Here is a 21,822-nt window from a genome sequence, read left to right on the forward strand (position 1 = left end):
CGGAGCAATCCTCAGATGGCCTGTGCCAGCGTGAAGCGGCTGGCGTGGCGCCAGGCGCGGCGCAGCACGGCGGGCGACCACGATTCTTCGGGAATCAGCAGCACGCCGCGCGAGCGCATCCAGGCGCCCAGGTCCACGTGGCTGGTGGCCACGGTCAGCGGCACCGCCAGCAACAGAGGCAGGGCGACCGGGGCGAGCCAGATCAGCGCGTTCGCGTTGATCGCTGCCACACCCAGACCCAGCAGGCCGATCACCACCGTCATGGGGGCCAGTCGCGCCAGGGCATCGCGCCAGGTCACGCCATTGGCTTCCCGTGGGGGCGACTTCCATTCCAGCTTCAGGCCGGTGATGGCCACCAGCACGAACAGCGAGTGCGCCAGCATGCGGATGGGTGCCTGCATCAAGGCCAGCACGGTTTCCACCACGGAGCTTCCCAGCAGGCCGGCGGTGCCGCCGAACGATTTCTGCTCGCCCTTCATGAACACGGCCAGCAGGCCCAGCACGCGCGGCATGAACAGCATGGTCAGTGTCCACATCCACAGGGCGCGCAGCTCTTCGGGCACGGCCTGCCAGCTGGGGATGGCGCTGGTGTCGGCCGCCCACAGCGCTGTGCCGATGGACAGGAAGGCCAGCCACAGCGGGGCCGACAGATAGGACATGGCGCCGATGGCGAACATGGTGCGATGCACGCGGTGGATGCCGGGCTCGGCCATCAGGCGCGAGTTCTGCAGGTTGCCCTGGCACCAGCGGCGGTCGCGTTGCAGCTCGCTCAGCAGGTCGGGCGGTTGCTGCTCGTAGCTGCCGGTGAGGTCGGAGACCAGCCACACGTGGTAGCCGGCGCGGCGCATCAGCGCGGCTTCGACGAAGTCGTGCGACATGATGCCGCCGGACATGCCGCCCGTGCCCTTGATGGGCGCCAGCGCGCAATGCTGCATGAAGGGCTCGACGCGGATGATCGCGTTGTGGCCCCAGTAGTGCGACTCGCCGAGCTGCCAGAACTGCATGCCCAGCGTGAACAGGCGGCCCGTCACGCGCGAGCCGAACTGCTGCGCGCGCGCATGCAGCGTGGCGTGGCCGATGGCCTGGGTGGCGGTCTGCACGATGCCGGCCTTGGGGTTGGCTTCCATCAGCTTGACCATGGAGACCAGGCAGTTGCCGCTCATGACGCTGTCGGCGTCGAGCACGACCATGTAGCGGTAGTCCTTGCCCCAGCGGCGGCAGAAGTCGGCCACGTTGCCGGCCTTGCGGTGCGTGCGGCGGGTGCGCAGGCGGTAGTACACCTCGATCGGCGGCAGCTCGGGCTGGGCGGCGAGTGCGGCGCGCAGGTCTTCCCAGGCGGATTTTTCGGCCGCGGCGATGGCCGGGTCGTAGCTGTCGGACAGCACGAAGACGTCGAACTGGCCTGCATGGCCGGTGGCGGCGAGCGACTCGCAGGTTGCGCGCAGGCCGGCGAACACGGTGGCCACGTCCTCGTTGCAGATCGGCATGATGATGGCTGTGCGCGCATCCGGGTTCATGGCGTGGTCGCGCACGTCGGCGGCGCGCAGCGTGTGGCCGTCACCGAACAGCGAGACCCAGAAGCCCATGAGCGCGGTCACGAAGCCGGTGACCACCCAGGCCGAGAGCAGGCCGAACAGTGCGAGCTGGCCGACCTGCAGCCACACGTTGTCGTGCGCGGGCTGCGCATCGGCGAACAGGCTGGTGGCAAAGGCGGTGCTCAACACGGTGAGCAACATGAACACTCCACGGCGGCGGTTGGCCGCGCTTTGCCAGGCGTGCGGCGCTTCGGTGGCCTCGCTGGACACCACGCGCGGCGTGCGCGGGGGCAGCACGCGGCTGGCCGTGCTCAGCAGCGCGGTGCCGATGCTGTTCCAGAAACCACGCCAGGGGCGGGGCACCATGGAGCCGCGGTTGAGCGGCGGAGCTGTCACCGCGTTGGGGTGGCGCTCCTCGCGCAGCACGCTGCGGTGGGACTGAATGGGGTTCGTGGAAGTGCTCATTCGGGTAACAGCAGATGTGTCCATGTTTCACTCACGGTGTCGTTGTTGTGTTGGAGGAACGCGCGCAGCTCCACGGGCTGCGTCGCATCGATGCGCTCGACGCGCACGGCCACGCGCCAGGTGCGCGTGGCGGGGTTGGGGTAGGCCACGGTCTGGAGCACGCGGCCGTTGGTGTTGGCGGTGACGACGGCTTTCACCGTGGCGTCGGCCGGCAGCGCGTCCAGCGCGGGGCCGCTGAAATCGATGACGTACTGAGGCTGGCGGCCCTGCTCTTCGGCGCTGAGCTTGGTGTAGCCATAGCCTCGGCGGCTCTGTGTCACCCAGCTCGACGGTGGGCGCTGTTGCGCATCGCCTTGCCAGGCCAGTTCGTAAGCCACTTCCAGCGGCTGGCCTGGTGCGGGCAGGGCGGCCGGCACCCAGTACGCCACGATGTTGTCGTGTGTCTCGTCGGGCGCGGGCAACTGCACCAGCTCCACGCGGCCCTGGCCCCAGTCGCCCAGCGGCTTGATCCAGGCGCTCGGGCGGCGTTCGTAGCGCGCTTCAACGTCTTCATAGCTGGCGAAGCTGCGGTCGCGCTGCATGAGGCCGAAGCCGCGTGGGTTCTGCATGGTGAACGAGCTGACCGTGACGGCCTTCGGCCGTTGCAGCGGGCGCCACAGCCATTCGCCTTCGCCGGTGAGCATCATCAGACCGTCGGAGTCGTGCACCTCGGGGCGGAAGTCGCCAGCCATGGGCTGGTTCTCGCCGGAGAGGAACATGCTGGTGAGCGGCGCGATGCCCAGGGTGTTCACCGGGCCGGCGCCGGAGCGCAGGAACACGCGGGCGTTGACCGTGGTGGTGGTCTGCTGGCCGGGGCGGATCACGAAGCGGTAGGCACCCGTGGCGCGTGGCGATTCGAGCAGGGCCAGCACGGTGACCTCGGTCGCGCCCGCGGCCGGGCGCTGCAGCCAGAACTCGGAGAAGCGGGGGAACTCCTCGCCAGTGCCGCCCACGGTGTCGATGGCCAGGCCGCGCGCCGACAGGCCGTAACCCTGACCCGCGCCCAGCGCGCGGAAGTAGCTCGCGCCCTGGAACACGACCAGCTCGTCCTTGTAGGCCTGGCCGTTGAGTGAGTGGTGCAGGCGAAAGCCCGCGTGGCCCAGGTCACCCCAGGGTGCGGGATCAAAGGTGTTCTTGCCGTAGTCGAAGTCGGCACCGCGGTAGGGCAGGTGGCTCACCGAGCCATCGGGCTTGATTTCGTGGATGCGCACCGGCTCGGTCTGGTACAGGCCGAGGTGGAAGAACTGGGCCTCGAAAGGCAGGGCCTCTGCGCGCCAGAGGGACTGGGCGGGCTTGAAGCGGATGTCGCGCAGCTGGTCGTAAGTGATGCTGGCCAGATCGGCGGGCAGCTTGTCGCTGTTTGCGCGCACCGGCTCGGCTGCGCGCGTTTTGGCCAGTTGGGTCAGGCTGTCCCAGTCGAAGCGCTGGGCATGGGCTGACGCCCCGCACAGCAGGGCCATCAGGGCGCCCAGCACCACCGTGGCGCGGGTGCGTCGGAGGGCTTGGGCAAGACGAATCGGGTGGGGCATACCCGGATAAGGGCAAACCCTGTGCCAGGTTGGAAAAACCCAGCCAAATCAAACACTTGAAGAGACAGTCTCTTTTTTCAGGTCACCAAGTGGTCCCAAGGGCATCTCAGACCCACATTTTTGTCGTCAAACAGCGACAACACGGGAGGTGCTTTTCAAAAAAGCCTTTGAAAACAAGGGATCGAGGTTGTCACTCATCGGCGACAGGGTCTCCAGGAACGCCTGACGACCCCGAGGTGGCGTCGCTTTTGAAGAGGCCCGGCGTCAGGGCGTGTTTTTGCAGCAATCGGTAGAACTCGGTGCGGTTGCGCTGCGCCAGTCGGGCGGCGTCGGCCACGTTGCCGTCGGTCAATTTGAGCAGACCCACCAAGTACTCGCGCTCGAAACGCTGCTTGGCGTCGGCAAAGCTCAGCACCTCCACCGAGGGGGTGCGCAACGCGCGCTGCACCAGTGCCAGCGACACCAGCGGCGTGGTGGACAGCGCGCAGACCTGTTCGACCACGTTGTAGAGCTGGCGCACGTTGCCCGGCCAGGCGGACATGGTCAGGGCCTTGAGCGCCTCGGGGGCAAACCCCGAGCTGCGCTTGCCGTATTTGGCGGCCAGCTTGGCCAGGAAATGGTTGGCCAGCAGGGGGATGTCTTCGCGCCGCTCGGCCAGCGTGGGCAGGGTGAGGGTGACCACGTTGAGCCGGTAGTAAAGGTCCTCGCGGAACTGGGCCGTGGCCATCGCGTCTTCCAGGTCGCGGTGGGTGGCCGAGATGATGCGCACGTCCACCGGCAGCGACTGGCTCGAACCCAGTGGGCGCACCGCGCGCTCCTGCAGCACGCGCAGCAGCTTGACCTGCAGCGCGGGTGGCATGTCACCGATCTCGTCGAGCAGCAGCGTGCCGCCGTCGGCTGCCTGGAACAGGCCCTTGTGGTTGGCGACCGCGTCGGTGAAGGCGCCCTTCATGTGGCCGAACAGCTCGGATTCGAGCAGGGCTTCGGGAATGGCGCCGCAGTTGACCGCGATGAAGGGCCGGTTGGCGCGCGCGCTGGCCTTGTGGATGGCGCGCGCCAGCATTTCCTTGCCGGTGCCGGAGTCGCCGCGCAGCAGCACGCTGGCATCGGACTGGGCCACCATGCGCGCTTCGGCCAGCAGGTCGGCCATGCGGTTGGAGCGGCTCACGATCTCGCTGCGCCAGGCTTCGTCGACCCGGGTTTTGTCGCTGGCGGGCGCGCCCAGCGCCAGGGCCTGCGCGATCTTCTCCAGCAACTCCTTGGCGTCGTAGGGCTTGGTGAGGTAGGTGAAGACGCCTCGCGCCGTGGCCTCCACCGCGTCGGGAATGGTGCCGTGCGCGGTCAGCAGGATCACCGGCAGCGAGGGATGGCGCTTGCGGATCTCGTCGAACAGGGCCAGGCCGTCTTTGCCGGGCAGGCGAACGTCGGAGAGCACGAGTTGCGGGCGCTCGATGTCGAGCTGGCTGAGGGCGGCTTCGGCCGAGCCGACCGAGGTGACGTGGTAACCCGCCGAGCCCAGGCGCATCGCCAGCAGGCGCAGCATGTCGGCGTCGTCGTCGACGACCAGCAGGCGCGCGCGGGGCGAGTTGGACGTCATGGAGCAGCGGGGGGGCGAGCGGGTGCAGGCGGGCGGGTGGTCAGGCTGCGTTCGATCGCGCGCATGGCTTCCAGGCGCTCGTTGAGCTGGTCGATGCGGCGCTGGTTTTCGCGCAGTTGCTGACCCTGTCGTTCCAGGCTGTCTTCCAGCCGGCGTTGCTCCATCAGCTGGTGGGCCAGCAACCGCGCCAGTGGCTTGAGCGCTGTGGCCTCGGGCGCCGCGCTGCCCACCACCCGCTGCACCAGGCCCAGCGCGCGCGCCGTGTCCGCAGCCAGGGGCATGTGCATCAGGGCCAGAGCCAGCTGCAACTGCCGCAGCGGCGCATTGCCGGGGTCGCCCTGCACCGCGATCTCGGCGGCGAGGTCGCTCGTGTTGAGCTGGCGCAGCCGCTCCGAGTAGGTGAGCAGCGCCGTGACCACATCGGGCAGGGGTGGCGCCTGGGTGTTGAGGGCCTCGGGCGAGGTGACCGGGGGCGCCTGCACCGGTGTGACCACCAGAACCTGTGGCGCTGGCGCTGGCGTGGTGATCGTGGTGGTCACGGCCCCCTGTGCCGGTGGCGGTGGCGTGGTTCCGCAAGCGCTGACCAGGAGCGCCATCGAAACAGCGGAGAGACTAATTCGCATGGGGAAGTTCGATACGGAAATGGGCGCCTTGGCGCTGGGGCAGCAGATGGATGCGGCCACCGTGGGCAACAATGTACTCGTGCACGATGGACAAGCCGATGCCGGTGCCGCGCACGGCGCCCTGGGGCTGGCGTTCGCCCCGGTAGAACGGCTCGAAGATGCGGTCGCGGTCGGCCTCGGCCACACCGGGGCCCTGGTCGATGATGTCCAGGCTGGCGCGTCCGGGCAGGTCCAGCAACACGAGGCGGATCACGCCGCCATGGGGCGAGAAGCGGATGGCGTTGGACAGCAGGTTGCCCACGGCCGAGGCGATCTTCTCGCGGTCGACCGGCAGAGACACCGACACGCCCTCGGCGCGCACGGTCAGCCCCAATGCCTGCCAGTGCAGGCGCTGGGCGTCGATCTGGTCTTCCAGCAAGACCATCAGGTCGGTCTGCTCGCGCTTGAGCTGTCGCGCCTCGAACGCCGCCGCGTTGAAGCGCAGCAGCGCTTCGATCTGGTGCTGCAGCATCAGGGTGTTGTGCTGCAGGATGTTGACCACCTCGGCCTGGTTGGGGTTGAGCGCGCCGGCCACGCCGTCGCCCAGCACCGCCACACCTTCGTGCAGCGAGGCCAGCGGTGTCTTGAGTTCGTGCGAGATGTGACGCAGGAAACGCGCCTTGTCGGCATCGAGCTCGGTCAGGCGCAGCCGCAACCAGTCCAGTTGCTGGCTCACGCGGCGCACGTCGGACGGCCCGGCAATGTCGATCGGCACATCGAGCCGGTTTTCGCCCAGGCCCTGGATCGCCCTTTCGATGCGCTTGAACGGGCGGGCCAACCACACGCCAAAGCCCAGTGCCATCACCGCAGCCACGGCAATGGAGCCCAGCACCTGCTGGGTGAGTTCCTGGCGGCTGGTCTCGAACCGTGCTTGCAGCGTCTCGTTGCGCGTGCCGATGATGGACTGCACCTTCTGCGCGATCGAGGCGCTGTGTCCGTCGATCTCGCGAAAGACCCGCGCCACTTCGCGCTCCCGGTCCAGTGCGGTTTCCGGTGGACCGTCGAGCAGCCCGGTGACGACGCTGAGTTGCTGCAGCCAGTTGGTCGAGAACTCGGGCGGCAGCTCGTTGTCTTCCAGGCGCTTGAGGATGTCGCGCGCGTTGCCAGCCGCTTCGGTGAAGCGCTGGCGCAGCTGGTTGTCACGCAGCACCAGCGACTGGCGCGCGGCGCGCTCCATGGTCAGGCTGCGTTCGGACAAGGACTGGGCCGCGGTGGACAGCGCAATGGCCTGGGCCGCACTCTCGCGGCTCTGAGCCATCAAGGCCTCCAGCGAAAACAGCGCACGCAGGGCGGCCGCGCCCAGCAGCAAGCCGATCAGCAGGAACGCGACCAGCAGCAGTTGCGGGAACGAGAGGCGGGGTGACTTCACAGGCGTTGGTGGCCTTCAGGCATCCAGGTCGGATTCGTGCGTCAACACCTCACCGCGCAAGGAATGCGGCCGTGCCTCGGTGATGCGCACGTCGATCATCTGACCGACCAGGCGATCGGCCAGCGGGCCGCCGGGGAAATTGACGATGCGGTTGCACTCGGTGCGGCCCATGAGTTCGGGCGCGTCGGTGCTGGAGCGGCGTGACGCGCCCTCGACCAGGATGCGCTGCACCGTGCCCTCGCGGCTGGCGCTGATGCGGCGCACGTTCTCCTCGATCGTGGCCTGCAGGTGCTGCAGGCGCTTGAGCTTCACGGCGTAGGGCGTGTCGTCCACCAGGTTGGCCGCGGGGGTGCCCGGGCGTGGGCTGAAGATGAAGCTGAAGCTGGTGTCGAAGCCCACATCGGTGATGAGCTTCATCATCTTGTCGAAGTCATCGTCGGTCTCGCCGGGGAAGCCGACGATGAAGTCGCTGCTCATCACCAGCTCGGGGCGGATCGCGCGCAGCTTGCGCACCGTGCTCTTGAATTCCATGGCGGTGTAACCGCGTTTCATGGCCATGAGGATGCGGTCGCTGCCGTGCTGCACCGGCAGGTGCAGGTGGTTCACGAGCTGGGGGATCTTGCCGTAGGCCTCGATCAGGCGCGGCGTGAACTCGTTGGGGTGGCTGGTGGTGAAGCGCAGGCGTTCGATGCCCGGTATCTCGGCCACGTATTCGAGCAGCAGCGCGAAGTCGGCGATGTCCCCGGTGTCGCCCATGGTGCCGCGGTAGGCGTTGACGTTCTGGCCCAGCAGCGTCACTTCTTTCACGCCCTGGTCGGCCAGGCCCGCCACCTCCACCAGCACGTCGTCGAACGGACGGCTCACCTCTTCGCCGCGCGTGTACGGCACCACGCAGTAGCTGCAGTACTTGGAGCAGCCTTCCATGATGGAGACATAGGCCGAGCCACCGTCGACCTTGGCCGGCGGCAGGTGGTCGAACTTCTCGATTTCGGGAAAGCTGATGTCCACCTGCGGCACCGCCAGGCGCGCGCGCTGGTTCAGCAGTTCGGGCAAGCGGTGCAGCGTCTGCGGGCCGAACACCACGTCCACGTAGGGCGCGCGCTTGATGATTTCGGCGCCTTCCTGGCTCGCCACGCAGCCGCCCACCCCGATCAGCACGCCCTTGTCCTTGAGGTGCTTCACGCGCCCCAGGTCGCTGAACACCTTCTCCTGCGCCTTCTCGCGCACCGAACAGGTGTTGAACAGGATCAGGTCGGCTTCCTCCACGTCCTGCGTCGGCTCGTAGCCTTGCGCGGCGTGCATCACGTCGGCCATCTTGTCCGAGTCGTACTCGTTCATCTGGCAGCCGAAGGTCTTGATGAAAACTTTTTTGCTCATGGAAAGCTCCTGTGGCACCGGCGCCAAAAAGCCGATGCCTGCGCTGGGCGCAAATGGGGGAGGGAATCGGGTGACCACCGCCGGCCGCACGGGCCCGCGGCGGCGGTGTGTCAGTTGGAGGCGGCGGCCGGCTTGGGCAGCAGCGACTCGAACACGAAGTTGCGTTGCACGCCGAAGCCGGCGCGCTTTTCCTGGGCCTCGGCCTCGGTGAGGATCCACACGTTCTGGATCTGGTCGCGCAGGTCCACGGTGTAGTTCACCACCAGTTTCTGGTTCAGCAGCGACGAGGACAGCACCAGCGTGTTGTTGGTGTTGTGGATGCGCGCGCCAGGCGACAGCCGTGTCGCGCGGTCGTCCATGATGACGTTGGGCGGTTGCACCACCACCAAGGTGCCGCGCAGGGCTTTGGCGGGGAAGTCGCGCGTGCCTGACTGGGCCTGGGCCGACAGGGGCAGTGCAATCAGGAGCGCAGCCAAGGTGCTGGCGCTGAAGGCGAGTGGGCAGCGGTTCATGGTGTGTGTCCAGAGGCTGTGGGGAGGGCCATCGACCTGTTCACAAGGCCCATGGCAGGGAGGCCGCGATTGTCTCACGCGCCTGCTGCGACATGGCCGTCAAGGGCGGCGCGGGCCGTCCAGCGGCCGGTCCGACTCCACCAGTGGATACGCATCGGCGACGTAGGCCGGGCCTTTCATCACCATGACGATGAAGGCGCCGATGGCCACGGTGAGCAGCAGGGTCCAGAGCAGCAGCAGCACCCCGAAGGCCAGGAAGTCCACCATCTGGATGCGCGAGGCGACCCAGGCATCGGAGCCGTTCCAGGGGAACCAGCGGGCCGCCAAGGCCACCAGCGTCGGCAACGCGGCGCTCAGAAAAAAGGCCTTGGGCAGGCGTCGCAGGATCACGCGTTCCAGCCCTGCGGGCGAACGCGCGAAGCCTGGCAACTGGTTGAACATCGACATGGGTTTTTCGGTCGGATGTGGCGATGGCGTGGCCCTGCAGACACGGCCACTTCAATGTACGGCGCACAGCGAACGTTGTCCACGGCATCCGGAAAGTCCTCTTTGTCCTGTGTGCCTTCTCGCTTCGTGCCCCGCGCACGGCCTGCGCTCACTTCCAGCGGATCGGCTCGATGGCCACGCTGCCGCGTTCGCTGGAGAGCGTGAGCACACCCTCTTGCAAGGTGGCCTGCAGCTGCATGCTGCGCTCGGCCATCTGGGCCAGGGCGGGCGCCACCTCGGTGGGCAGGCGCCAGACCTGCAGCCGCTCAAGGCGGGTGAGTTTGGTCGCGATGCCGCGCCACCACACGTCGGCCGCGCTGCCAAACGCGTAGAGCACCACCGCGTCGGCCTTGCTGCAGGCCTTGGACAGGGGTTTGTCCTCGGGCTGGCCGACCTCGATCCACAGGCGCTTGCGGCCAGTGAAGTCGGTCAGCGAGACGTCCGGATCGTCCGGGTCGGACAGGCCGGTGCCGAAGGCCAGCGTGCCGTCGCCGCGGCAGGTGTCCTGCAGCTCGTGTGCGTGGATGGCCAAGGCCACCAGGCGCACCATCATGCGTTCGTCGGTCTCGCTGGGGTGGCGGGCCAAGGTGAGTGCGTGGTCGGCGTAGTAGCTGTGATCGATGTCGGCGATCTGCAGGTGTGCCTTGAAGATGGTGGACTTGATGGCCATATTCGGAGTACTCCCCCGCGTCGCCTTCGGCGCCACCCCCCCAAGGGGGCGACACCTTGGGCCGGCGTAGCCGGACCCTTGGTGTCTCTGGTGGGCACGGGCTCACGCTTCAGAAAATTGGAATGAAAAAAGCGGGCCCTGTTGCCAGAGCCCGCTTCTTGAATTGTTGGTGGTGATAGGTGGACTTGAACCACCGACATCAGCATTATGAATGCTGCGCTCTAACCAACTGAGCTATATCACCAACGAGGCGGGATTGTAGCTCAAATCATGACCCTGACCGGGCGCTGCGTGGCCCGAATCCTGTCACTCAAGTCGTCTTCTTGACGTATGAGGCGCACCAGCCGGCGGCGGCCACCTGCTTGCCTGCAAACAGTGGGCAAGGACCGGCTTCGGAGCCGACGGCGCCTTGGTACAGCGTGCAATTGGAACAGGCGCTGCCTTCCACGAAGTTGGGGAAGCGGGATTTGTCGGCCTGGGCGGCCAGCGCCACATAGCCCAGCGCCGCCGCGGTGGGGTCGGAGGCTTCAAGCATCGGCCCGGTGGTTGCAGGGGTCTGTGCCACTTCCGGCGCTGGCGCTGGAGCCGGCACCGGGTACTCGGCCGACGAAGCGGGGGCGGCTGGCGGCGCCTCGGCGCCAGGGGGTGGTGCCGATTCGGAGCAGGCCGACAGCAGGGCTGCGCCCGACGCGGGCAGGATCCAGATGAAATGGCGGCGGGTTGTCATGGGGTCTCCTTGTGTGTCGTGGGAGTCCCCTTATAGGCCCGCCTTCCCGGGGCGGGTGTTACAGCGTGTTGCCGCTCACTCGTGCTTGAACTCGGCCTTGCGCTTGTTCACGAAGGCATCCATGCCTTCCTTCTGGTCGGCGGTGGAAAACAGCGCGTGGAAGACGCGGCGCTCGAACATCACGCCGTCGGACAGGGAGCCCTCGAACGAGCGGTTCACCGACTCCTTGGCCGCCATCACGCTGGGCAGCGAGAAGCCGCAGATGGTGAGCGCGGCGCCCAGGGCTTCGTCCATCAGCTTGTCCAGCGGCACCACGCGGCTCACCAGGCCCGCGCGCTCGGCTTCGGTGGCGTCCATCATGCGGGCGGTGAGCACCATGTCCATGGCCTTGGACTTGCCCACCGCGCGCGGCAGGCGCTGCGTGCCGCCTGCGCCGGGAATGATGCCCAGCTTGATCTCGGGCTGGCCGAACTTGGCGTTGTCGGCCGCGATGATGAAGTCGCACATCATGGCCAGTTCGCAGCCACCGCCCAGTGCGAAGCCGCTCACGGCGCCGATCACGGGCTTGCGGATGCTGCGGATGGTCTCCCAGTTGCGCGTGATGTAGTCGCCTTTGTAGACATCGGCAAAGGTGTAGCTGGCCATGGCGCCGATGTCGGCTCCGGCGGCGAAGGCCTTCTCGCTGCCGGTCAGGATCACGCAGCCGATGTCTTCATCGGCATCGAGCGTCTTCAGCGCGGCGCCGAGCTCGTCCATCAACTGCTCGTTGAGCGCGTTGAGTTGCTTGGGGCGGTTGAGCGTGATGATGCCCACCCGACCTTCGGTGCGGACGGTGATGCATTCGGGTGCGATGGTGGGGGTCATGGGGTCTCCTCGGGTCGGCGTTGGTGGGAAAGCTGTCCACTATAGCGGCCGGTACCGAGGGAAAACATTAGCCGACCGATTGGTTGGCTAATGGTAAATTGCACCGCCGAACAACCACAGCCAGCCGAGGAGACCCACCGCCATGCCTGAAGCCACCGTCTTGTATGAAGAGCGTGGGGCCGTGGCCCTGGTCACGCTCAACCGGCCCGATGCGCTCAACAGTTTCACCCGCCAGATGCATCGCGACCTGTGGACGGCGCTGGACCGTGCCGAGGCCAACCCGGTGGTGCGTGCGCTGGTCATCACCGGCGCGGGGCGCGGTTTCTGCGCCGGGGCCGACCTCGCCGAGTTCGACTTCGAGCCCGGCCCGGACCTGGTGCAGCGTGCCGACCCCGGCCCCGTGATCGAGCAGGCCTTCAACCCCACCGCACGGCGCCTGCAGGGCCTGCGCATGCCCACCATTGCGGCGGTCAACGGTGTGGCGGCGGGCGCGGGCGCATCGCTGGCCATGTGCTGCGACATTGCGATCGCCGCCACCGGCGCGAGCTTCATCCAGGCCTTCAGCAAGATTGGCCTGGTGCCCGATGCCGGCGGCAGCTGGCTGCTGGTGGAGCGTCTGGGCCTGGCGCGCGCCATGGCGTTGGCCATGACGGGCGACAAGCTGCCCGCCACGCAGGCCAGGGAGTGGGGAATGATCTGGGACGTGAGCGATGACTGCGTGGCTGCTTCGCTGGCCATGGCCACCAAGCTTGCCGTCATGCCGACACGGGCCCTGGTGGCCACGCGCGCACTGCTGCGCGATGCCGGCACGCGCACCCTGAGCCAGCAGCTCGATGTGGAGCGCGACACCCAATCGGCGCTGGGAAAGACGCACGACTACATCGAAGGCGTGATGGCGTTCCGCGAGAAGCGCCCGGCGCAGTTCAAGGGCGAATGATGTCTCCTCACGAAAGAGCGAACAAGGTCGGCGAAACCATGTTCGCGGTCGATACCGCCAGCAAGGACACCATGGGCATGGAACTGCTCAGCTGCGAGCCGGGCCGCGCTGTCATCCGCATGGCCGTGCAGCCCTTGCACCTCAACGGCCACCAGATCTGCCACGGCGGCTTCATCTTCACCCTGGCCGACTCCACCTTTGCGTTTGCCTGCAACAGCCACAACAGGAACGCCGTGGCCGCGGGCTGCAGCATCGAGTTCCTGCGCCCGGCGCACGTGGGTGATGTGCTCACCTGCGAGGGTGTGGAGCAAACGCTCTCGGGCCGCCACGGCATCTACGACATGCGGGTGGTCAACCAGCGCGGCGAGGTGGTGGCCATGTTCCGCGGCAAGAGCGCGCAGATTCCCGGGACCGTGTTTTCCGAAGAAGGACAGTCATGAAAGCCTTTCCCCTGGAGCCGATCGAAAAGGCCAGCGTCGACGAGTTGCGCGCCTTGCAGCTCAAGCGCCTGCAGGCCACGCTGCGCCACGCCTACGCGAACTCGCCCGTCTACCGCGCCAAGTTCGACGCGGCGGGTGTGCACCCCGATGACTGTCGCAGCCTCGCGGACCTGGCGAAGTTTCCCTTCACCACCAAGAAGGACTTGCGCGACAGTTACCCGTTCGGCATGTTCGCGGTGCCGCGCGAACAATGCGCGCGCATCCACGCCAGCAGCGGCACCACCGGCAAGCCCACGGTGGTGGGCTACACGCTCAAGGACATCGACACCTGGGCCACGGTGGTGGCGCGCAGCATCCGCGCCAGCGGCGCAAGGCCTGGTGATCTGGTGCACGTGAGCTACGGCTATGGTCTGTTCACCGGTGGCCTGGGCGCGCACTACGGCGCCGAGAAGCTGGGTCTCACCGTGGTGCCCTTTGGCGGCGGCCAGACCGAGCGCCAGGTGCAGTTGATCCAGGACTTCCGGCCCGACATCATCATGGTCACGCCGAGCTACATGCTGGCGATCGCCGACGAGTTCGAGCGGCAGGGCATTGATCCGCGCCAGAGCAGCATGCGCATCGGCATCTTCGGCGCCGAGCCCTGGACCAACGACATGCGTGTGGCGATCGAGGCGCGCATGAACATCGACGCGGTCGACATCTACGGGCTGTCGGAAGTGATGGGCCCTGGCGTGGCCAACGAGTGTGTGGAAACGAAAGACGGCCCGACCATCTGGGAAGACCACTTCTACCCCGAGATCATCGACCCCGAGACCGGCGAGCCGGTGGCCGATGGCGAGATGGGTGAACTGGTGTTCACCAGCTTGACCAAGGAGGCGTTGCCGATCATCCGCTACCGCACGCGCGACCTCACGCGCTTGCTGCCGGGCACCGCGCGCACGATGCGTCGCATGGAAAAGATCACCGGGCGCAGCGACGACATGATGATCGTGCGCGGCGTCAACGTGTTCCCCACGCAGATCGAGGAGTTGATCCTGAAGCGCCCGGAACTCAGCGCGCACTACCAGTGCGTGCTGACTCGCGAAGGCCCCATGGACAACCTGAGCGTGGTGGTCGAGACGCGTTCCGGTCTGTCGCCCGAGAGCATCGAGGCGCGTGCCGCGGCCAAGCAGTTGCAGCACGAGGTCAAGGTCTATGTGGGCAGCAGCGTGACCGTGGAACTCAAGCCCGAAGGCGGTGTGGAACGCAGCCAGGGCAAGGCCAGGCGCGTGGTGGATCTGCGCCAGCGCTCGGGCTGAGCTTCTTCACTGTTGCTCTTCAACGCCGTCTGTGTGGGAAATCGCACCCGCCGGGATGAAAACCCCTAGCCGCGTCGGGGCGTGGTGTCCTACATTACCCCCCACAGTTGGGGAAGACATGGACAAAAACACATTGTTTGGCAAGACCGTGGCAGGACGCGAAGCGCTCACCACCCGGCCCGCCGGGCTCGGGCCGCGCCTGCGTTCGCTGCTGATCATGGTGGATGGCAAACGCAACCTGGCCGAATTTGAAAAGCTCACGGGTGGGGAGGGCACCGCCACCCATTCGCTTGAGGAATTGCTGGCCGCCGGGTGGATCGAGATGGTCGGTGCCGACGGCTTGCCCAAGCTGGTGGCTGCACCCCCGGCAACGGCACCCCAAGCGCCTGCATTCCAGCCCGAGGTGTCACAGCCCGTGCCGGTGGAGGTCGCGGTTCCGGTTGCGGTCCCCACGCTGCCCTTCAGCGAAGCCCGCCGCCAGCTGGTGCGTTTCATCAATGACCAGCTCGGCCCCATGGGCGAGACGCTGGCCATCCGCGCTGAAGGCTGCAAGACGCCCGCCGATCTTCAGGCGGCGCTGCCCCGTATCCGGGACGGTTTGAAGAGCTTCAAGGGTGCGGGGGTGATGCAACAGTTCGACGAGGAGCTGGCGAATCGCCTGCCCAAGGTCTGACGCCGAGCGCGTTCAGTCGGACAACCATTTGCCCAGATGGGCCGCATCGGCAACACCCAGTTTCACGGCCTGGCTCTCGGTCGGCCAGTCCAGCGGGCATTTGAGCAGGCGGTTGTCGCGTGAGACCAGTGCGGTGACTCGCGTGCGCTGACCTCGCAGCATCTGCACATCGTCGAGCTTGTGGATGCGCCACGCCTCGGCGGCGCCGCCCCGGCGCACCGCCGCCAGTTCCAGACCCAGCCACTCGTCTCCTGCGGCCATGCCGGCGGCCTCGCTCGCGCCGCCGCGCAGCACGGTCTTGACCTGCACGCTCCCGCCGGTCTCACTCACGCGCAAGCCCAGTTGCTGGGCCAGTGGCGCCTTGTCGTGCGTGAACTTCGCGCCCTGGCCTTGCAACAGGTCGATCAGCGGCAGGTCGGCCGTGCTGTGCACCCATGCGGCGATTTCGCCGTCGAAGCTGCGCTTGCCCAGGCGCTTGAGCGCGCGCATGAGATCGGCTTCGCGCATGAGTGCTCCCTTGCAGCGCTGCCAGAGTTCGCGCATCACCGCGTCCAGCGTGGTGTGGCCCTCGCGGCGCAGGGTGAGGTCCAGGCACAGGGCCACGAGTGAGCCCTTGGTGTAGTAACTCACCGTCGCGTTGGGCGTGTTCTCGTTCATGCGGTAGTACTTCACCCACGCATCGAAGCTGGCCTGCGCCACGGTTTGCAGGTGTCGTCCCGGGGTCTGCTGCACCTGGTTGATGGTCTTGGCGACCAGTTGCAGGTAGGCGGTGTCGTCGATGAGGCCGGCGCGGCGCAGGATCAGGTCGTCGTAATAGCTGGTGAAGCCCTCGAAGAACCAGAGCAGTTCGGTGAAGTTCTCGGCGTCGTAGTCGTAGCGCTTGAACTCGGCCGGGCGCAGTCGCTTGACGTTCCAGGTGTGGAAGTACTCGTGGCTGATCAGGCCCAGCAGCGTGGTGTAGCCGTCCGTGGCTTTGAGTGCGGCAGGCTTGTCGCTGGTGGACGGGCGCAGCCGCGGCAGGTCGGCCCGCTGGCAGATGAGCGCGGTGGAATTGCGGTGCTCCAGCCCGCCGTAGCCGTCGGCGCTGGCGTGCAGCATGAACACGTAGCTGGAGAACGGCGGCGCTCCGTCCCCATGCCAGAACGCGATCTGCGTTTCGCAGATGCGCCGTGTGTCTTCGATCAGGCGTTCGCCATCGAGCCAGGCGCCAGCGCCACTGATGACGAAACGGTGTTCCACGCCACCGGCGGTGAACTGGCCGCTCCAGAACCGGCCCATCTCCACCGGGCAGTCGGCCAGTTCGTCGTAGTCGGCGGCGCGGTAGTGGCCGAAGCCCGCAGCGTCCACGCTGTGGGCGGGCAATCCGGTGACGACGTTCCAGCCTTGTGTGTGGCCGCTGGCGGCGATCTCCAGCGCATGGGGTCGGGTTTCCTGGCCGGCCACGCGCAGGCACAGGCTGGTGGCGTTGAAGAAGCCGCGCGTGCTGTCCAGGAAAGCGGTGCGCACAGAGGCGTCAAACGCGTACACCTCGTACCGCAGTTCCAGCGGCTTGCCAGCCGCCGAGTCGGCCTGCCAGTGGTTCTTGTCGAGTTGCCTGATGGCCACGGGATGCCCGTCTTGCCGGGCTTGCAGATTCTGCAGGTGCTGCGAAAACTCGCGCACGAGGTAGCTGCCCGGAATCCACACGGGCAGGCTGACGCGCTGGTCTTTGGCGGGTTGTTCAATCAGCAGCGTGACGGCAAAGAGGTGCGCGTTGGCGTCCTGGACCGAGACGGTGAAGCGCACGCCGGTGGTGGTGGCGCGCGGCATCAGTTGAGCATGGCTTCGATGCGGTCGGCCGTGATGAAGCCTGGCACCCGGGTGTCGTTGACGAAGATCATGGTGGGCGTGCCCTTGATGCCGTGCTTGCTGGCCAGGCGGCTGTTGCGTTCGATGGCCGTGGTATCGCAGGTGGCGGCGGTGGGCGGCTGGTTGTTCGTCATCCAGTCGCTGTAGGTTTTGGCCTTGTCCTTGGCGCACCAGATGCGGCGCGCTTTCTCGGCCGAGTCCGGGCCGAGCACGGGGATGAGGAAAACATGCACCGTCACGTTGTCGAGATCGGCGAACTCCTGGTGCAGCTTTTTGCAGTAGCCGCAGTTCGGGTCTTCAAACACGGCCATCTTGCGTTTGCCGTTGCCACGCACCAGGGTGAAGGAATCCTTCATGGGCAGGTCCTTGAAGGCGAGCGCGGTGAGTTTGTCCAGGCGTTGTTCGGTCAGGTTGACACGTGCCCGGGTGTCGATCAGCGTGCCCTGGATCAGGTAGTTGCCCTCGGCGTCGGTGTAGAAGATGTCGCTCTGGTTGATGCGCACCTCGAAGATGCCCGGCATCGGCGTCTTGCTGATCTCGTCGATCGACGGCAGTTTGGGCAGGCGCTCGGCGAGGTTCTTGCGAATGGTGGCTTCCTGCGCCAGCGCGCCCAGGGACAAGATGGTCAGCGCGAGCAGCAACAGGGACTTGAGGGATTTCATCGTGGGGGCGCTCTGAGGCGATCGGGAAAAAAAAGATTCAGGCCGTCTGGCCCATGGCTTGCCGCGCCAGCCAGCGCTTGAGCGGGCCGCTGCGGTTGAAGCGGGTCAGGCCCCAGTTGCGCAGCGCCTGCACGCGGCTGTCTTCGTGGGAAAACAGGCCAAACAGACCGTCGGTGACCCAGCCCATGGCACTCACCTCGGCGGCGCGCGCGCGCTCGTAGCGGCGCAGCAGCTTCTGGTCACCGAGCTCGCGCCAGTACTCGCGGGCGTGCAGCACGCGGGCGAGTTCGGCCGCATCGGCCAGCCCCACATTGAGGCCCTGGCCCGCCAGCGGGTGCATGGCGTGCGCCGCATCGCCGGCCAGAGCCACACCGCCGGTGGCGTTGCGGGTGATCCAGCGTTGTGCGCGCGAGAGTTCGAGAGGCCAGGCTTGGGCGGGACTTTCCATGTGCAGGGTGCCCAGGGCGTTGGCGCTGCGCGCCTGCACCGCCTGGGCCAGGACGGAGGGATCGGATTGCAGCCACGCGTCGGCTTGCTCTGCAGGTACTGACCACACCAGCGCCACCGAGTTCCCTTGTGCACCGCCCAGGGGCAGCAAGGCCATGACCTCGCCTTGGGCGAACCACTGGCGTGCCACGCCACCGTGCGGCAACTCGCAGCGCAACCGGGCCGCCACCGCCTTGTGGGGGTAGGGGCGCACGTCAAAGGCCAGGCCCAGTTGCTCGCGTGTCTGGCTGCGCTTTCCCTCGCACACCACGGTGAGTGCGGCGGCCGGGGTCTCGGTCATCCGCTCGATGCTGCCTTGAAACCCCACGGCATCGCCCAGACGCTGCTCCAGCGCGGGCACGTCCACGATCCAGGTGAGGGCGTCGCTGCCCTGGTCGCTGGCGGAGAACTTCAACTCACCGCCATCGTCACCCCAGACCTGCATGTCGCTCACCGGGGTGATGGGGGTGGGGCGCGGGTCGCTGGCGTCGGCCTCGGGCCAGGCACGCACCGAGCGCAGCAACTCGCGTGAAGCGTTGTTCAGGGCGTAGGCGCGCACGTCGGGGAGGTCTGCGCTGCGCGGGTGGCCGACCAGCGCCACGCGCAGCCGATCGCGGGCCAGCAGCAGGGCCAATGTCTGGCCCACCACACCCGCTCCCTGCACGGCGACATCAAAACGCCGGGCCGAACCGGTTCGCGGGGGTGTTGCATTCATGTGGGGATTTTAGGAGCAGGGCACAATCCGGGCCTCTCACGGGCCAAACCCCTGCGGGCCGCCCCGGCTTTCCCCCCCCCGACCTGCTGCACACAACGCCATGAACACAGCCCCCCCCGCCGCCGACGTGCAGGCCACCATCGAGCAACTCTGGGTCTACCCGGTCAAGTCTTGCGCAGGCATTCAGCTGCCCGAGGCCGAGTTGACCGACACCGGCCTGCTCTACGACCGCGCCTGGATGGTGGTCGACAGCGAGGGCGGATTCGTCAGCCAGCGCGAGTTGCCGCGCATGGCGCTGATCCAGCCGTCGTTCAAGATGGGCCAGCTGATGCTGCGCGCGCCCGGCATGCTGTCCCTGCATCTGGCACTGGATGCTGCCGAAGGCCCGCTCCAGGTGCGGGTGTGGGATGACGCCGTCGACGCGTATGACATGGGCGATGTGGCGGCCCAGTGGTTCAGCGATTTCCTGGGGCCGGACGCACCGGCGAACCTGAAGCGCCTGCGCCTGGCGCGCTTCGACCCCGACATCAAGCGCCCCTGCGACCCGGCCTGGACCGGTGGACGCGATGCCACCACCCAGTTCGCCGACGGCTTTGGCCTGCTGGTGACCAGCAGCGCTTCGCTGGCCGATCTCAACGCGCGCCTGGTGGCTGCGGGTCACGAGCCGGTGGACATGCGCCGCTTCCGGCCCAACATCGTGCTGAGTGGTATCGAGGCGCACGACGAGGACCGCGTGGGCGCCATGCGCGTCGCCACCGACGATAGCGCCGCAGTGATCGAGCCGGTCAAGCCCTGCGGCCGCTGCCCCATCCCCAACATCGACCCCACCACGGCCCTCTCCAGCCCGGCAGTGAGCGACACACTGCAGACCTACCGGCAGGACCCGCGTCTGAAGGGCGCCATCACCTTCGGCATGAACGCCATCGTGATCGAAGGCGACGGACAAGTGCTCCGCGTGGGGCAGACGGTCACTGCAGACTGGAAGTTCGACTGATCCCGACCCCCACCCGTAAAATCGCGGGTTCCCCGACCGATCCGAAAGTTTTTCCATGAGCCTCCAATGCGGCATCGTGGGCCTGCCCAACGTGGGCAAGTCCACCCTTTTCAACGCGCTGACCAAAGCCGGCATCGCGGCCGAGAACTACCCCTTCTGCACCATCGAGCCCAACACCGGCGTGGTGGAGGTGCCCGATCCGCGGCTGGTGCAGCTGGCGGCCATCGTCGAGCCCGAGCGCGTTGTGCCGGCCATCGTGGAGTTCGTGGACATCGCCGGTCTGGTGGCCGGTGCGAGCACCGGTGAAGGCCTGGGCAACAAGTTCCTCGCGCACATCCGCGAGACCGACGCCATCGTCAACGTGGTGCGCTGCTTCGAAGACGACAACGTGATCCACGTGGCCAACAAGGTCGACCCGATCGCCGACATCGAGGTCATCCTCACCGAACTCTGCCTGGCCGACCTCGCCGCTGTGGAAAAGGCGCTGCACCGCGTGAACAAGACCGCGCGTTCGGGCGACAAGGAGTCCATCAAGCAGGTGGCCATTCTGGAAAAGTGCCAGGCCGCGCTCAACAACACGCAGCCGGTGCGCACCATCGACTTCAGCAAGGAAGAGCAGGCGCAGCTCAAGCAGTTCTTCCTGATCACCGCCAAGCCCGCGATGTTCGTGGCCAACGTGGCTGAAGACGGCTTCGAGAACAACCCTTTCCTTGACCGGCTGCGCGACTTTGCCGCCAAGCAGAACGCGCCCGTGGTCGCCATCTGCGCCAAGATCGAAGCCGAGCTGTCCGAGATGGACGACGCCGACCGACTCGAATTTCTCAAGGAACTCGGGCAGGACGAGCCGGGCCTGAACCGCCTGATCCGTGCGGCCTACCAGTTGCTCGGCCTGCAGACCTACTTCACCGCCGGCGTGAAAGAGGTGCGCGCCTGGACCATCCACGTGGGCGACACCGGCCCGCAGGCGGCCGGTGTGATCCACACCGACTTCGAGAAGGGCTACATCCGCGCCCAGACCATCGCTTTCGACGACTTCATCGCCTTCAAGGGCGAGCAGGGCGCGAAAGACGCGGGCAAGATGCGCGCCGAAGGCAAGGACTACGTTGTCAAGGACGGCGACGTGATGAACTTCCTGTTCAGCAGTTGAGCCCCACCCCATGAACGAACCCGGCCGGCCCGAACCGCAGCGTCTGGCCAAACGCCTGGCCGCGCAACTGCCGTGCTCGCGCAGCGACGCCGAAAACTACATCGCCGGAGGCTGGGTGCGGGTGGACGGTGTGGTGGTGGAAGAGCCCATGGAGCGGGTGCGCGATGACCAGACCGTGCTGCTGGACCCCAAGGCCAAGCTGGAGCCGCTGGAGTCGATGACGCTGATCTGGCACAAGCCGGCCACCCGGGTGCTGCCCGACGAGCCGCTGCTGCCCGACGCGTTGGCCGCCAAATGGTTCACCAACACCAACCGTTTCAAGGGCGACCGCTCGGGCGTGCGCCCGCTCAAGGCGCACCTGCACAAGCTGCTGCCGGTGTCGCCGCTGGGCACCAAGGCCAGCGGTCTGATGGTGTTCACGCAAAACCCCGGCGTGGCCCGCAAGATGACCGACGACGCCGGGCAGCTCGAACACGAGTGGCTGGCTGAAGTGGCGGCCGATCCTGAACTGGAAGACGATGCCCGGCGCGATGCGGTGCTCAAGTCCTTGAGCAAGGCGCTGTTCTTTGACGGCTGGGCCGTGCCCTCGGCGCGCGCCAGCTGGCAGAGCGAACTGCGTCTGCGCCTGGCCATCAAAGGCAACCGACCAGGCCAGGTGGCACACCTGTGTGAGCGCGCCGGCCTGCAGCTCACCGCCTTGCGTCGTTTGCGGCTGGGCCGTATTTCGCTGGCCGGGTTGCCGGTGGGCGAGTGGCGCTACCTGCTGCCCTACGAACGCTTCTGATACGGG

21 protein-coding genes and 1 tRNA gene are annotated in these 21,822 nt (G+C 67.0%); 7 read left to right on the forward strand and 15 right to left on the reverse strand.

Annotated elements, in window-relative coordinates:
- Nucleotides 1-11: 11 nt before the first annotated feature.
- The 12 genes from mdoH to ASE11_RS06175 all read right to left on the reverse strand — a co-directional run bounded on the left by mdoH (nt 12) and on the right by ASE11_RS06175 (nt 11,820).
- Nucleotides 12-2,000: a glucans biosynthesis glucosyltransferase MdoH gene (gene mdoH, locus ASE11_RS06120; RefSeq protein WP_235501203.1), complete on the reverse strand. Its 1,989-nt coding sequence runs from the start codon at nt 1,998-2,000 to the stop codon at nt 12-14.
- On the reverse strand, nt 1,997-3,568 hold the full coding sequence (locus ASE11_RS06125) for a glucan biosynthesis protein G (RefSeq protein WP_082585560.1): 1,572 nt from the start codon (nt 3,566-3,568) through the stop codon (nt 1,997-1,999). The genes mdoH and ASE11_RS06125 overlap by 4 nt, the downstream gene beginning before the upstream one ends.
- A gap of 190 nt (nt 3,569-3,758) precedes the next feature.
- The gene (locus tag ASE11_RS06130) at nt 3,759-5,165 is read right to left on the reverse strand and encodes a sigma 54-interacting transcriptional regulator (protein WP_056267962.1); all 1,407 of its coding nucleotides are present in this window, start codon (nt 5,163-5,165) and stop codon (nt 3,759-3,761) included.
- Nucleotides 5,162-5,704: a hypothetical protein gene (locus ASE11_RS06135; RefSeq protein ID WP_235501204.1), complete on the reverse strand. Its 543-nt coding sequence runs from the start codon at nt 5,702-5,704 to the stop codon at nt 5,162-5,164. Before ASE11_RS06135 ends, ASE11_RS06130 begins: the two co-directional genes overlap by 4 nt.
- A gap of 73 nt (nt 5,705-5,777) precedes the next feature.
- The gene (locus tag ASE11_RS06140; protein WP_056267969.1) at nt 5,778-7,196 is read right to left on the reverse strand and encodes a sensor histidine kinase; all 1,419 of its coding nucleotides are present in this window, start codon (nt 7,194-7,196) and stop codon (nt 5,778-5,780) included.
- Between the two features lie 15 nt (nt 7,197-7,211).
- Nucleotides 7,212-8,573 carry a tRNA (N6-isopentenyl adenosine(37)-C2)-methylthiotransferase MiaB gene (gene miaB / locus ASE11_RS06145; RefSeq protein WP_056267972.1) on the reverse strand — a complete coding sequence of 454 codons (1,362 nt, stop codon included), beginning with the start codon at nt 8,571-8,573 and terminating at the stop codon, nt 7,212-7,214.
- Nucleotides 8,574-8,683: 110 nt separating this feature from the next.
- Entirely contained in the window at nt 8,684-9,085 is a 402-nt protein-coding gene (locus tag ASE11_RS06150) for a hypothetical protein (protein ID WP_056267977.1), read from the reverse strand.
- 99 nt (nt 9,086-9,184) lie between these two features.
- On the reverse strand, nt 9,185-9,532 hold the full coding sequence (locus tag ASE11_RS06155; RefSeq protein WP_056267981.1) for a hypothetical protein: 348 nt from the start codon (nt 9,530-9,532) through the stop codon (nt 9,185-9,187).
- 148 nt (nt 9,533-9,680) lie between these two features.
- Nucleotides 9,681-10,241, reverse strand: coding sequence for a YaeQ family protein (locus ASE11_RS06160; protein ID WP_056267985.1), 561 nt, complete (start codon nt 10,239-10,241; stop codon nt 9,681-9,683).
- A gap of 167 nt (nt 10,242-10,408) precedes the next feature.
- A tRNA-Met gene (locus ASE11_RS06165) sits at nt 10,409-10,485 on the reverse strand.
- A gap of 66 nt (nt 10,486-10,551) precedes the next feature.
- Nucleotides 10,552-10,968, reverse strand: coding sequence for a high-potential iron-sulfur protein (locus ASE11_RS26465; protein ID WP_082585562.1), 417 nt, complete (start codon nt 10,966-10,968; stop codon nt 10,552-10,554).
- A 75-nt stretch (nt 10,969-11,043) separates the two neighbouring features.
- Nucleotides 11,044-11,820 (reverse strand): enoyl-CoA hydratase, encoded by a 777-nt coding sequence (locus ASE11_RS06175; RefSeq protein ID WP_056268247.1) that lies wholly within the window; start codon nt 11,818-11,820, stop codon nt 11,044-11,046.
- 154 nt (nt 11,821-11,974) lie between these two features.
- Here ASE11_RS06175 and ASE11_RS06180 point away from each other — a divergent pair, with 154 nt between their 5' ends.
- From ASE11_RS06180 to ASE11_RS06195, 4 genes are all read left to right on the forward strand, one after another.
- Nucleotides 11,975-12,769: an enoyl-CoA hydratase-related protein gene (locus ASE11_RS06180; protein WP_056267989.1), complete on the forward strand. Its 795-nt coding sequence runs from the start codon at nt 11,975-11,977 to the stop codon at nt 12,767-12,769.
- A 71-nt stretch (nt 12,770-12,840) separates the two neighbouring features.
- A complete protein-coding gene (gene paaI, locus ASE11_RS06185) occupies nt 12,841-13,209 on the forward strand; it encodes a hydroxyphenylacetyl-CoA thioesterase PaaI (protein ID WP_414842431.1) in 369 nt (122 codons plus the stop codon).
- The gene (gene paaK / locus ASE11_RS06190; protein ID WP_056267993.1) at nt 13,206-14,507 is read left to right on the forward strand and encodes a phenylacetate--CoA ligase PaaK; all 1,302 of its coding nucleotides are present in this window, start codon (nt 13,206-13,208) and stop codon (nt 14,505-14,507) included. Before paaI ends, paaK begins: the two co-directional genes overlap by 4 nt.
- A gap of 118 nt (nt 14,508-14,625) precedes the next feature.
- Nucleotides 14,626-15,180: a hypothetical protein gene (locus tag ASE11_RS06195; protein WP_056267997.1), complete on the forward strand. Its 555-nt coding sequence runs from the start codon at nt 14,626-14,628 to the stop codon at nt 15,178-15,180.
- 12 nt (nt 15,181-15,192) lie between these two features.
- Here the strand turns inward: ASE11_RS06195 and ASE11_RS06200 are convergent, their stop codons facing one another.
- Genes ASE11_RS06200 through ASE11_RS06210 form a run of 3 tightly spaced genes read right to left on the reverse strand, consistent with a single transcriptional unit; the run spans nt 15,193 to nt 18,891 of the window.
- Nucleotides 15,193-16,989, reverse strand: coding sequence for a M61 family metallopeptidase (locus ASE11_RS06200; protein WP_056268001.1), 1,797 nt, complete (start codon nt 16,987-16,989; stop codon nt 15,193-15,195).
- Nucleotides 16,989-17,690 (reverse strand): DsbC family protein, encoded by a 702-nt coding sequence (locus ASE11_RS06205; RefSeq protein WP_056268004.1) that lies wholly within the window; start codon nt 17,688-17,690, stop codon nt 16,989-16,991. The genes ASE11_RS06200 and ASE11_RS06205 overlap by 1 nt, the downstream gene beginning before the upstream one ends.
- 37 nt (nt 17,691-17,727) lie before the next feature.
- Nucleotides 17,728-18,891 carry an FAD-dependent monooxygenase gene (locus ASE11_RS06210; RefSeq protein WP_056268007.1) on the reverse strand — a complete coding sequence of 388 codons (1,164 nt, stop codon included), beginning with the start codon at nt 18,889-18,891 and terminating at the stop codon, nt 17,728-17,730.
- Between the two features lie 100 nt (nt 18,892-18,991).
- Between ASE11_RS06210 and ASE11_RS06215 the strand changes: the two genes are divergently transcribed.
- Genes ASE11_RS06215 through ASE11_RS06225 form a run of 3 tightly spaced genes read left to right on the forward strand, consistent with a single transcriptional unit; the run spans nt 18,992 to nt 21,816 of the window.
- A complete protein-coding gene (locus tag ASE11_RS06215) occupies nt 18,992-19,885 on the forward strand; it encodes an MOSC domain-containing protein (protein ID WP_056268010.1) in 894 nt (297 codons plus the stop codon).
- Between the two features lie 55 nt (nt 19,886-19,940).
- Nucleotides 19,941-21,032 carry a redox-regulated ATPase YchF gene (gene ychF, locus ASE11_RS06220; protein ID WP_056268013.1) on the forward strand — a complete coding sequence of 364 codons (1,092 nt, stop codon included), beginning with the start codon at nt 19,941-19,943 and terminating at the stop codon, nt 21,030-21,032.
- A gap of 10 nt (nt 21,033-21,042) precedes the next feature.
- Nucleotides 21,043-21,816: an RNA pseudouridine synthase gene (locus ASE11_RS06225; protein ID WP_056268016.1), complete on the forward strand. Its 774-nt coding sequence runs from the start codon at nt 21,043-21,045 to the stop codon at nt 21,814-21,816.
- Nucleotides 21,817-21,822 lie beyond the last annotated feature (6 nt).

Origin of the sequence: Hydrogenophaga sp. Root209 (genome assembly GCF_001428625.1) — a bacterium.
Lineage (GTDB): Bacteria > Pseudomonadota > Gammaproteobacteria > Burkholderiales > Burkholderiaceae_C > Hydrogenophaga.